Below are 12,358 nucleotides of genomic sequence, written 5' to 3'. Positions count from 1 at the left end.
CCCGGGGCAGCGCCCCGGATCCGACAGGCGCTCAGCAAGGGTGAATTCCGAAAACAATCCGGTGAATTGTTTTCGGAAGAGGGACGCCCTGCAAGTGAGGGCGTCCCTATAATGGGACGTCGAGGACGCCGTCCCCTACAAAGCGCACGTGTAATTTCGGGCGGATAATATCCGCCCCTGCAAATATAAATTATGATTTACACTATAGTCTTGTAAAAATCCAGCGTACCAAAGCCGCGCTCCAGGTGTGTGAGCATATAGCTCTCCGCCAGCGCCGAGAGCTTTTCCTGCGTTGTTTCCGACACACGGAAGCTGAAAAGCCTGTCAAAGTCGCTGAGCACTATATGCCTTACAGCACTCAGCACGGGCAGCTTTATCTTCATATAGTTCTCACCGCCATCGTTCTCAAAACAGTCGGCGCAGTAAAATCCGCCGTCGCCGATACAGAAAAATAGCTCATCAGGTTCATAGACTCCGCAGCCGCGGCAAGCCACAACGTCAGGCATATAGCCTATCTCCGACATGAGGCGGAACTCGAATACAGCTTTGAGCATACGCTCGTCCCTCTCCCCGTTTTCGAGGAAATGCAGGCAGTTCAGCAGCAGCCGCATGATATCGCCGTTCTGAGCCTCGGGCTTTATGCAGAAGCGCATCACCTCCGCAAAATAGCTGGCAAGGGATATCTTTGACAGCGAATCGCGAAGTCCGTAAAAAATATGTATCGGCTCTGCGCTGTTGAGACAGAGGTAGTTCCCTCTCCTGTCTACGCAGAACCGTGAATATGCCAGCAGTTGTGTGGAGCTCCCCGATTTTCCGTTTATCTTCCTTGCGCCTTTTACGGAAACCTCGATAACTCCGCTCTCCTTGGTGAGTATATCTATGAATTTGTCCTGTTCTCCCACAGAACGTTCTTTAAGGACGATGCCTTCAACAGTTGTCATGTTTATCTTCCCTGCACGCCGAATACCGCAGATAGTCCTCTATCCTGCCGCTTACGGCAAATTTATCCCATAGTATATCTTCGTTCATAAAAAGCCTCCGCAGATAAGATACGAGCCATGGCTCTGAAAATATCATCTGCGGAAAGCCTGTGATTATTTGCGGTAATTATTTCTCGGAAAGTCCGAAGCTGCGGATGATATTCTCCCTGTTCCGCCAGTCTTCCTTCACCTTCACCCAGCACTTGAGGTTCACCTTTATCTGGAAGAAGTCCTCAAGCTCTATTCTTGCGGCAGTCGAAGCCTTTTTCAGCATTGCGCCGCCCTTTCCTATGATTATGCCCTTATGGGACTCCTTCTCACAGTAGATGACTGCGGAAATATCAAGGATATCCTTGTCGTCGCGTTCGCTCATCTGCTCTACGCCGACGGCGATACCGTGAGGCACTTCATCGCTGAGCAGCATAAGGAGCTTTTCGCGTATCATTTCCGCCGCAAGCACCTTTTCGGGCTGGTCGGTTATCATGTCCTCGGGGAAGAAGTGCACCGACTCCTCCGCGAGAGCGATTATCTCGTCGATAACTATATCCACGCCGCTGTTTTCGGTAACGCTTACAGGCACTACTGCCTGAAACTTTATCTTTGAGGTCAGCTCCGCGATAACGGGAGCCAGCTCGTCCTTGTTTTTCAGCAGGTCTATCTTGTTGAGAACGAGTATGACAGGCATTTTCGAGCTGTTCATGGACCTGAGCAGCTCGAGCTCCTGCTGGTTTATCTTTTTTGTGCAGTCCATTACGAAAACGACTGCGTCTATATCGCTTACCGACTCCTTAACGGTGTTCAGCATATGCTCGCTGAGCTTGTTCACAGGCTTGTGAAGTCCGGGAGTATCGAAGAATACCAGCTGAACGTCGTCGATATTGCGTATACCCGTGATACGGGTGCGTGTAGTCTGGGGCTTATTGCTGACGGAGGCTATCTTCTCCCCGACGATAGCATTGAGAAGCGAGGATTTACCTGCATTTGTCCGTCCAGCAATGGTAACGAAAGCTGTTCTCGGCATCAGCTGTTTTCTCCGTTTACCACAAAAGTAACATCTCTTGAGATACCAAGCTTTTCAAGCACTGACTCTTCCTTTTCGCGCATGATACGCTGGTCGAGCTGACTTGTCTCGTGGTCGTAGCCCAGTAAGTGGAGCATTGAATGTACTGTGAGGAATCCAACCTCTCTCTCCAGTGAATGTCCGTAATTCTGCGCCTGCTTTACAGCTGTTTCCAGTGAGATGACAACATCTCCCAGCTGTACTGCGCCTGTCTCGGGATTTACCTCAACAGCGCCGTCCTCGCTTGTGAGCGGGAATGAGAGAACGTCTGTAACTGCGTCCTTGTTTCTGTATATCTTGTTAAGATTCTTTATCTCGTTATTGCTTACGAATGAAACGCTTACCTCTGCGTCCTTGCCGAAATTCTCAGTTGTGAGAACTGCCTGGCAGCATCTTCTGATAAGGAGCCTTATACCTACGGGGACCTTCACCTCTGTCTGATTATTCTTGACATATACCTTTAACTTAGCCATGATTATTTTTTCTCCCTTCGTTGTATTTTTCATAGGCCTTGATAATATCCTGTACAAGTCTGTGTCTTACTACATCCTTCTCCGTGAAGCGATGTATTTCGATATCGTCTATCCCCCTCAGGACCTTGATAGCCTCCACAAGCCCTGATCTCTTTGTATCGGGGAGGTCTATCTGGGTGATATCGCCTGTTATTACCATTCTGCTTTCGTTTCCGAGTCGTGTGAGGAACATTTTTATCTGCTCCGAAGTAGTGTTCTGAGCTTCGTCGAGGATAATGAACGCTTCATCGAGGGTACGTCCGCGCATATAAGCGAGAGGAGCCACCTCGATTATCCCCTTTTCCATATAACGTGCAAAGCTCTCAGCTCCGAACATATCAAAAAGAGCGTCATACAGCGGACGAAGATAAGGATCCACCTTGTCCTGGAGGTCTCCCGGGAGGAAGCCCAGCTTCTCGCCTGCTTCAACGGCGGGACGGGTAAGTATGATCTTCTTTATCTTATGTTCGCGGAACGCTTTTACTGCCATCGCAACGGCAAGGTAGGTCTTTCCTGTACCTGCAGGACCTATGCCGAGCACGATGGTATTGTTCCTGATAGCGTCTGTATACCTTTTCTGTCCGACCGTTCTCGGACGGAGTATCTTTCCCGACGCAGTCATGCAGATGCCGTCGCCGCCGAGCTCCTGAAGCTCCTCCTCGATACCGTCTGCCACCATGGAAGTCACATAGCGGACCGTCTGTTCGTTGACGGCATTGCCCTTGTTCGCATAGCTCATAAGGGCGCGGAGAGCCTTTTCGGCTCCGACGGTATCGCCGTCACCGATTATTTTTATGCCGCCGTCTCTGCTTACGACGGTGACATTGAAATCCTTCTGAAGTTTGCCGATATTCCCGTCAAGCTGTCCGAAGAGGGCGGAAAGCTGCTCGGGGCTGTCAGCGGGTACGAATATTTCCGACATTAATCTTTTTCTCCAATCTTCTGTTCGGGAAAAGCTCCTGCACGTGCAAGAGCGGCATTGGAATAGCGGTGGTCCGAGGAAACATCCCTCAGCACCCTGACATTTTCCGGGAAATCTATTTCCTGATCCGGCGAAGCGAGCTCCAGTTCCATAATTGCGAGCTTATCGGAAAACGGGTAGGTATCCAGCTCAAAGAGCTGTCCGTGATAATCAAAGCAGTATCTCACCTTTTCCACAGGCGGGCAGTCCTTTCTGAACTCGCTGAGAAGCACTTTGTACTCCTCGCTGCTAATCTCACGCTCGTTCTCCTCCCTGGTCACGGGGCTCAGGAACAGCTTTTCCGTATAGGTATATTTCACGCTTCCGTTTTCATCCACGGATCTTACTCTTCGCTGGAGTCCGTTCTCTCCGCTTCTGAGGTAGGTCTGCACGATACCTATCCTGCGCTTCACGTCCAGCACTGATACATCAGGAAATTCAACGAGAAATTTACGTTCGATCTCATAATTCTTTCCCATAATCACACTCCGAAAACGATGATTTTACGTTGATGTCTTTCAACATTTTTATTATACAACCTTTTTTGAATAATGTCAACAAAATTTTCGTAAGATTCTGTCAAATATGCTTAGTTTTTCTTAATTGTCACAGTTTTATCACATACGCCCTCAGATATCTCTCAGCATAAGGCTGAAAGTATCGAAAAAGCCTGTTTCGTTTTCCGCATGAGGAGTTTCCATAATGGCAGTACCATTGCTGCTCGTCTGCGGTATTACCACTGATAGCGTATCAGCGGAGAGCTCCGCGGAGGCACCTGTCCGCTCCGCGAGACCGCGGCAGATCTCACCGTAGTATCCCGAGAAAACGTCGGGGTCTGCGAGCATATCTCCGTCCACAAATGTCCTCAAACACCTGACCGAAATGTTTAAAGTTTTCAACTCTGCCGAACACTCTATCCTGAACGCCGTCTTTTCGTCCCCTGCGTTAAGGATATTCCTCCTTATAAACCCAAGCAGGAGAAGCCTGAGCTGTTCTGCTTCCGTCCTTATATAAACATCGGGAACTTCCCCGGCCTCAATGGTGCAGCGCCCCTTTGCAGCCGAAAGGCAGCCCTTAACGAAGTCCCTTACAAATATATCCGCCCTTACGGCACCCATGTCCTCCTCGGGGAGCTTTTCTGCGGAAAGCGCCATACTAAGCTCTGCATTACGCATGAGGTCACAGCACATATTCATTATGCAGTCTGTGAGCTCGCGGCTCTTTTTGTCGCCCCTCTTCTCGGCAGCTTCGCGCAGGAGCTCGCAGGAAGCTGATATACCCGTTACCGCACGCCTTACCGTATGCTCATTGCAGCTTATGAAGTCCTTAGCGAAACTGTTCTCAAAAAAAGCTGTAAAATCGTTGGTTTTGTCCATAGTAATGCCGCCTTTCCAAAAAAATGACCAGATCTGCAAAAACATTCTTATACATATTATACTACACACTTTTCTGAAATGGAATAAAAAAGCTGTTTTCAGCTTAAAGAAACTGCAACAAAAATTTTTGTACCAACAATTATATGTTTGTACAATATGCACTTTTCACGAAATTTCTGTTATTTTTTTGTCGAACCTCTTGAAAAATTTTCCGACTTGCGGTATAATAAAACCATACAAATTTTTAGGAGGTATATCCCATGTCAGTTAAAGTTGCTATTAATGGTTTCGGTCGTATCGGCCGTCTTGCATTCAGACAGATGTTTGATGCTCCAGGTTATGAGGTAGTTGCTATCAACGACCTTACAAAGCCTTCAATGCTCGCACAGCTTCTCAAGTATGATACAGCTCAGGGCGGTTACTGCGGTAAGATCGGTGAGAACAAACACACCGTAACAGCAGACGACGAGAAGGGCACAATCACAGTTGACGGCAAGACACTTACAATCTATGCAAAGGCTAACGCTGCAGAACTCCCTTGGGGCGAGATCGGCGTAGACGTTGTTCTCGAGTGCACAGGTTTCTACTGCTCAAAGGACAAGTCTCAGGCTCACATCGACGCTGGCGCTAAGAAGGTTGTTATCTCTGCTCCTGCAGGCAACGATCTTCCTACAATCGTTTACAGCGTTAACGAGAAGACTCTCACAAAGGATGACAAGATCATCTCAGCTGCTTCATGCACAACAAACTGCCTCGCTCCTATGGCTAAGGCTCTCAACGACTATGCTCCTATCCAGAGCGGTATCATGAGCACAATCCATGCTTACACAGGCGATCAGATGATCCTTGACGGTCCTCACAGAAAGGGCGACTTCAGAAGAGCAAGAGCCGGCGCTGCTAACATCGTTCCTAACAGCACAGGTGCTGCAAAGGCTATCGGCCTTGTTATCCCTGAGCTCAACGGCAAGCTCATCGGTTCTGCACAGAGAGTTCCTGTTCCTACAGGTTCTACAACAATCCTTACAGCTGTTGTTAAGGGTGCAAACGTAACTGTTGACGGAATCAATGCTGCTATGAAGGCTGCTGCTTCCGAGTCATTCGGCTACAACGAGGATCAGATCGTTTCTTCTGACGTTATCGGTATGAGATTCGGTTCACTCTTCGACGCTACACAGACAATGGTTAGCAAGATCGCTGACGATCTCTACGAGGTACAGGTTGTTTCATGGTACGATAACGAGAATTCTTACACATCACAGATGGTAAGAACAATCAAGTACTTTGCAGAGCTCGGCTAATAGCTGACATATATGCAATATTAAAGGGCGTTCGTGAGGACGCCCTTTTTATTTTGGGTAAATGCCAAATGTATTGACAATCCCATTATTGAGCGGTATAATTTAGATAAATCATAATTTACGCAAACCCCAAAGGAAGGGATTCCAAAGGGTTCACAACCCTTTGGTCAGGTCAAGGGCTGACAGCCCTTGCGGGGCCCGGGGCAGCGCCCCGGATCCAACAGGCGCTCAGCAAGGGTGAATTCCGAAAACAATCCGGTGAATTGTTTTCGGAAGAGGGACGCCCTGCAAGTGAGGGCGTCCCTATAATGGACGTCGAGGACGCCGTCCCCTACAAAGTGCACGTGTAATTTCGGGCGGATAATATCCGCCCCTGCAAATATAAATTTTGATTTACGAAAGGAGCGTTACAATGCTGAATAAATGGAACAATGCCGCAAGAGAGCTTCATCGGCTCGCAGAAGGCTATAAGGCGGCTAAGACCTTTACTCCTCCGCCCATACATCATGAGATACTTGTCCGTGCATTGAAGCTTCTCGGGGAGCACTCTCCCGAAGCTGAAGCGCTGATGATCCCGTATCTGAAGATAATGCTCCCATACACCTACCGTGCCGACGACAAGGGCGACCGCGAAAACGGCGCAGGCCGTCACTATTACTGCGGCTGTGCAACAAACGGCGCTCCATTGAAGCCTGTCCGCGGCTACCTGAAAAACGGCAAGGACCTCTTCGCAAAAAGCGCCCGAACCATGTTTGAAGAGGACTACACTATGGCGCTAACCATGTATCAGAACGGCTTCAAGGCTGAGGGAGCTGTCTTTCTCGCCCGTGCCGTCCATATGCTCTCGGATATGTGCTGTCTGCCCCATGCTGCAAAAATGACCTATTTTTCCAGCAAGCGCGAGATACACATACAGTATGAGGAGCTCGCCCGTGCAATGTACCCCGAATTTGTTCCCGAACAGCATATAAAATACGAACAGCTCCGCCGTTTCGCAGAAAGAAGCAGTTTTTCCGCAGCTCTCAACAGAAATGCAAAGCGGATATGCAGCGAGATACCGCAGATATTCACAGCTCCCGAAAAGGAGATAAAACACCGTCTCTATGATACCGAAGCTGCCGTTGCAGCTCTGCTCTACCGCTTTTACCGCGATATACAGGTCTCTCCCCTGCGCGGACACTACATCGTAAACTGCATGACCTGCCGCCCCTTTGCGGATATGCCTGCCCTTGAGATAAAGGTCACAAAGCGCGGTATCAGCTTCGCACTTGACGGAGTACCCGTGAACTCCCGATACGGAAGCGTTTTCAGAGCCGCTCACAGAAGGAACGGCTTGTTTTCGCTGTCCCCCGTAGGGAATGCAGACGGACTTGTCCTCACAAAGAGCGGCAGGGGGCTGGTAAGGTTCGACCCTCGTGACGCTAAACAGCTTTTCAATATAATATAAAAAATCCACGCAGCCATGGCAGAACTGCGTGGATTTTTTTTGCTACGGAATTATTACTGTAAGGAACAGAGTAATTTCAAAATATACATACATATCATTTAGCGGAATTCTGAGCATATATTCTCAGAGCCTTTGAAGCGTCAACGGAATCAACTATGCCGTCGCCGTTTATATCGCCCTTGTAGCGGCATACGAGCTGTCCCGATGTCACGATATCCGAGCCTGTACTCTGAACGGCATAATATGAGAGGATATTGCTTGCGTCAATTGCGTCGACGTAGCCATCGCCGTTTATATCGCCCTTTTCAACGCTTTCGCTGACAATTGCGGAATAGTACTGCGGCTCAAAGTTCTCTATCTTGCAGTTTGTAAAGCTTATTACGTACTTCAGGAACAGGGAACCGTCGGTCAGATTAACTCTTCCGTCCTTGTTGAAGTCGCCGAACTCGGCGATCCTTGTCATTATCGTATCAGTAATACCGAGATTCATGGCATCGGAAGCCTTCTCGGCGCTGTTGATAAGATAATACCTGCAAAGGAAAGCGACATCAAGGGCGTCGATGTAGCCGTCCTCATTGAAATCATGATTATCGTACTTCGCCTCGGAAACAGGCGCTTCATCGGCTGCAAAAGCAGCCATAGGCACAGCACAAAGCGCTAATGCCAGCGTTAACAATGCAGATATGACCTTTCTCATATATCATTCCTCCTCAAAATACATCTCTTTAAAAAGTATCCCAAAACCTCTCTATTATTATAATAGCGCAAGCCCTGTTACTTTTTCTGCTATATTTTATGAACGAAATGATAATTTTTTGAGCATACTGTACAAAGCATCCTGCATTTTACTACTTGTATATTATTTTGCTACAGAATTTTCAGCATACTTCTTTAATATAAGAGCAGCGTCAACGGAATCAACTATCCTGTTGCCGTTCATGTCACCCTTGTGACGGGCAGCAAGCATGGTTATAGTGTCAAAAGAAGCTCCAGTGCTCGTAATAGCGTAGTATTTCAGCACATTGCTGGCGTCCACAGCGTTTATGATATCATCGCCGTCGATATCTCCAAGTTTCTTGCTTGGGTCCATGAGCTTTGTCATTTCCGTCATATCTGAAAGTGATAGGTCATCTATCTTACATTCTGTATTATTTACCATATAGTCAAGGAAAGCAGTACCTTCATCTTCGTCGATAGCTCCGTTGCCGTTGAAATCGCCGTTTTTGAGTATCTTCTGCTCTATTTCAGCGGTCAAACCTACTCTCGAAGCAGCCATATCGCGCATGGTGTCAAAATTAGGAAGACTTACTATAGCCATAAAAAGCAGGTCGATAGTGTCAACATAGCCGTCGCTGTTGAAATCACAGGCTGCAAACTGCTGGGGAGTAATGGTCACATCTGCCGCCGCATACGTGGGAGCTGCCGAAAACAGTACCGCAGCAGCTGAAATAATTGATAATGCCTTTTTCATTGAAAATGTCTCCTTTCGGTCTGATGTACTATAATTGTATCACAGATTGCAGTTTTTTTCAATATCAAATGCATATTATCATCGGACGGACAAAATACACATCTGAAAGAAATTACGCCGCCGCGAAAAAAACTGTTGACTATTTCGGGATTTTAGTTTATTATATTATTGTATGACTTTCCGAACTGTGAAAGTCAAGTATTACCGCTCCGACACAGGTCAGAAGCGGTCAACGGGGAGTTGTTTCCTAAATATGCATATGTTCAAACGCATTATACTCTGCACGCTCACAGGAGCTGCTCTTACAGCAGTTGCTGCGGCAGCAGCTGTGTTTTTCTCGACCGCAAGGGTAAACACGGCTAAATATCCCGTTTTCGGCGTCGATGTGTCCAACTATCAGGGCGATATCGACTGGAAACAGCTGGAATCTCAGAATGTCTCCTTCGCCTTTATAAAGGCTACCGAGGGCAGCGGTCATACGGACGAATCCGTCCGGCGCAATCTTGAAAGAGCTGCCTCCACAGGGATAAAAGTGTCCGCATATCACTTTTTCAGCTTTGACAGCGCAGGAGAAACTCAGGCAGACAACTTCATTGCGGCAGTTGACAAAAGCGAGATCGATATGCCGCCCGTTATAGATATCGAGTACTATGCCGACAAACGCAGGAACAAGCCCTCACGCGAGGAGACGGAGAGTATACTCCGACCGCTCCTGGACAGACTCGGGGAGTATTACGGCACAAAGCCCATTATCTACACGACAATGCCTGTTTATTACAGGTATATCAGAGGAAGCTTTTCAGATTATCCCCTGTGGATAAGATGCGTTAACTGCGAGCCCGATATCCTTGAATGGAAGTTCTGGCAGTACAGCGACAAGGGCAAACTCGCGGGCTATGTCGGCGAGGAGGAGCACATAGACCTGAACGTATACAACGGCTCCCTCGAGGATTTCAACAGGGAATTTGCAGTATCGGCAGAAAATAAGGATATTTCCGAAGGAAAGGCAGAATAATGAGACCATTTTTACTGAAAGCACCTATAAAAGACTATATCTGGGGCGGTACCAAGCTCCGTGAGATATTCGGAAAGGAAAGTGAGCTCGAACGCCTTGCTGAGAGCTGGGAGCTCAGCTGTCACCCCGACGGGGAGTGTATCATCGACGGCGGCGAGTTTGACGGCATGAAGCTCAGCGAATTCGTTAACGCTCACCCCGAAGCTGTTGGCAGCAGCTTCAGAAGCGGCGACAGCTTTCCCGTTCTTGTAAAGCTCATCGACGCAAAGAACGACCTCTCCGTACAGGTACACCCCAATGACGAGTACGCCCACAAGTACGAAAACGACAACGGAAAGACCGAAATGTGGTATATCATCTCCGCAGACCCCGGCGCAGAGCTTGTCTACGGCTTCAAGGACAAGATAACAAAGGACGGTTTCCGCCGTGCCATCGAGGATAACACCCTCATGGACAAGGTGAACCGCGTTCCCGTAAAGCAGGGCGACGTTTTCTTCATAGAACCCGGAACTCTCCATGCTATCGGCAAGGGTATACTCATAGCCGAGATACAGCAGAGCTCCAACGTCACATACAGGGTATACGACTACGGCAGACTGGGAGCTGACGGCAAGCCGAGACAGCTCCATGTGGAAAAGGCTCTCGAGGTCACGAATACCGAGCCTGCCGACCACCGCAGACCTGTCTACGGCATGGAGCTTGACGGAGCAGTAACTCAGCTCCTTGCAGACTGCAATTACTTTATAGTGAACCGCAACAGGATAATCAAGGAAGCAAGCTTCGCAGCGGATAACAGCTCCTTTGCTCATGTCCTTGTAATAGGCGGGAGCGGCGGAGAGCTTGTCGCCGATAACTACAGGCTCGGACTGAAAATGGGCACAAGCGTTTTTGTTCCCGCAGGAACAGGCGCATTTGCAATAAAAGGAAATTGTGACGTGATAATCACAACAATTCCGTAATTAGGAGGATATAAAATGAAATACTATGTAGGAATCGACCTGGGCGGTACAAATATCGTTGCAGGCGTAGTTGATGAGGAATACAACATCATCGCAAAAGCAAGCACCAAGACAAACTGTCCGCGTCCGGAAAAGGCAATTGCGGACGATATGGCAAAAATGGCTGTTGAAGCTGTAAAGAACGCAAACCTTACAATGGACCAGATCGAGTGGATAGGCGTTGGTACTCCCGGTATCGCAAACAGTGAAAAGGGTATCATCGAGTACTCAAACAACCTCGGCTTCAAGAATACCCCAATGGTGAAGTACATACAGGAGACTATCGACAAGCCCGTATTCATCGAGAACGACGCTAATGCAGCAGCATACGGCGAATTCGTTGCAGGCGCTGCAAAGGGAGCAAGAAATGCTGTATGCATCACTCTCGGAACAGGCGTAGGCGGCGGAATCATCATCGACGGCAAGATATACTCAGGTTCCAACTTTGCAGGCGCTGAGATTGGACATACAGTAGTACAGGTTGACGGAGCACAGTGCTCATGCGGCAGAAAGGGCTGCTTCGAGGCTTACTCCTCAGCTACGGGACTTATCCGCATGACAAAGGAAGCTATCGCCGAGCACCCCGACTGCATTATGGCTCAGTCTGAAAAGGAAAAGGGCAAAGTCACCGCACGTACCTCTTTTGACTGCATGAGAGCAGGCGACAAATACGCAAAGGCAGTTGTTGACAAGTACATCAAATACCTCGCAGCAGGAATCACAAATACTATCAACATCTTCCAGCCTGATATACTCTGTATCGGCGGCGGCGTCTGCAACGAGGGCGACCCGCTCCTCCTCCCCATGAAGGAGCTCGTTGCAAAGGAAGTATACACACGCAACTCCGAGAAGAACACCGAGATCGTCATTGCAAAGCTTGGCAACGACGCAGGTATCATCGGCGCAGCCTTCCTCGGCAGAGCTAACCAGTGATACAGTAAACGCCGTTTTTAGTTATATATGAAAGAGCTCCCGCAGTTTTTCTGCGGGAGCTCAGTTTGTCGAAAAAGTTATTTTACCCACGAAAGGGATTCCAAAGGGTTCACAACCCTTTGGCAGAGTCCAGAGGCAGCGCCTCTGGTGGGGAGTGGGGCAAAGCCCCACATATACCCTCAAAGCGCTCCGCAAGAGGTGAATTCAAAAACAGTCCGGCGGACTGTTTTTGAAGAGGAGACGCCCTGCAAGTGAGGGCGTCTCCTTAAATAATATATGTTTTTACAGACTAAGCTCCCGCAGAAAA

General features: G+C 48.5%; 13 protein-coding genes. 5 read left to right on the top strand and 8 right to left on the bottom strand.

The annotated features are described in order from the left end of the window. Positions 1–197: 197 nt before the first annotated feature. From recO to IKW96_RS00885, 6 genes are all read right to left on the bottom strand, one after another. On the bottom strand, positions 198–941 hold the full coding sequence (recO, locus tag IKW96_RS00910) for a DNA repair protein RecO (RefSeq protein WP_296569263.1): 744 nt from the start codon (positions 939–941) through the stop codon (positions 198–200). Positions 942–1,107: 166 nt separating this feature from the next. Further along, positions 1,108–2,001, bottom strand: a complete 894-nt coding sequence (era, locus tag IKW96_RS00905) for a GTPase Era (RefSeq protein WP_296569261.1) — start codon at positions 1,999–2,001, stop codon at positions 1,108–1,110. Beyond that, a complete protein-coding gene (gene ybeY, locus IKW96_RS00900) occupies positions 2,001–2,513 on the bottom strand; it encodes an rRNA maturation RNase YbeY (protein WP_295080484.1) in 513 nt (170 codons plus the stop codon). The genes era and ybeY overlap by 1 nt, the downstream gene beginning before the upstream one ends. Then, positions 2,506–3,474, bottom strand: coding sequence for a PhoH family protein (locus IKW96_RS00895; protein WP_296569259.1), 969 nt, complete (start codon positions 3,472–3,474; stop codon positions 2,506–2,508). Before IKW96_RS00895 ends, ybeY begins: the two co-directional genes overlap by 8 nt. After that, a complete protein-coding gene (locus IKW96_RS00890; RefSeq protein WP_296569257.1) occupies positions 3,474–3,992 on the bottom strand; it encodes a CYTH domain-containing protein in 519 nt (172 codons plus the stop codon). The genes IKW96_RS00895 and IKW96_RS00890 overlap by 1 nt, the downstream gene beginning before the upstream one ends. Positions 3,993–4,142: 150 nt before the next feature. After that, positions 4,143–4,889, bottom strand: coding sequence for a hypothetical protein (locus IKW96_RS00885; RefSeq protein ID WP_296569254.1), 747 nt, complete (start codon positions 4,887–4,889; stop codon positions 4,143–4,145). Positions 4,890–5,149: 260 nt separating this feature from the next. On the opposite strand from IKW96_RS00885, the gene gap reads away from it, so the two are divergent. Together gap and IKW96_RS00875 are read left to right on the top strand one after the other, a co-directional pair. Beyond that, complete coding sequence (gap, locus tag IKW96_RS00880; protein ID WP_296569251.1) at positions 5,150–6,187, top strand: type I glyceraldehyde-3-phosphate dehydrogenase; 1,038 nt, start codon at positions 5,150–5,152, stop codon at positions 6,185–6,187. 412 nt (positions 6,188–6,599) lie between these two features. Further along, positions 6,600–7,634, top strand: a complete 1,035-nt coding sequence (locus IKW96_RS00875) for a hypothetical protein (protein ID WP_296569247.1) — start codon at positions 6,600–6,602, stop codon at positions 7,632–7,634. A gap of 94 nt (positions 7,635–7,728) precedes the next feature. Here the strand turns inward: IKW96_RS00875 and IKW96_RS00870 are convergent, their stop codons facing one another. Then, positions 7,729–8,331, bottom strand: a complete 603-nt coding sequence (locus IKW96_RS00870; protein ID WP_296569244.1) for a dockerin type I domain-containing protein — start codon at positions 8,329–8,331, stop codon at positions 7,729–7,731. 162 nt (positions 8,332–8,493) lie between these two features. Continuing rightward, positions 8,494–9,105, bottom strand: coding sequence for a hypothetical protein (locus tag IKW96_RS00865; protein WP_296569239.1), 612 nt, complete (start codon positions 9,103–9,105; stop codon positions 8,494–8,496). Between the two features lie 253 nt (positions 9,106–9,358). Between IKW96_RS00865 and IKW96_RS00860 the strand changes: the two genes are divergently transcribed. From IKW96_RS00860 to IKW96_RS00850, 3 genes are read left to right on the top strand one after another with little or no spacing between them, the layout of a single operon-like run. Further along, the gene (locus IKW96_RS00860; RefSeq protein WP_296569236.1) at positions 9,359–10,120 is read left to right on the top strand and encodes a GH25 family lysozyme; all 762 of its coding nucleotides are present in this window, start codon (positions 9,359–9,361) and stop codon (positions 10,118–10,120) included. Next, entirely contained in the window at positions 10,120–11,079 is a 960-nt protein-coding gene (locus IKW96_RS00855) for a type I phosphomannose isomerase catalytic subunit (protein WP_296569185.1), read from the top strand. Before IKW96_RS00860 ends, IKW96_RS00855 begins: the two co-directional genes overlap by 1 nt. Positions 11,080–11,094: 15 nt before the next feature. Further along, positions 11,095–12,051, top strand: coding sequence for an ROK family glucokinase (locus tag IKW96_RS00850; RefSeq protein WP_296569180.1), 957 nt, complete (start codon positions 11,095–11,097; stop codon positions 12,049–12,051). Positions 12,052–12,358: the final 307 nt, after the last annotated feature.

The sequence above is a fragment of the Ruminococcus sp. genome, assembly GCF_017549005.1.
GTDB lineage: Bacteria > Bacillota > Clostridia > Oscillospirales > Ruminococcaceae > Ruminococcus.
The sequence above is the reverse complement of the archived record's forward strand: the minus strand, read 5'-3'. Positions and strand labels throughout refer to the sequence as shown.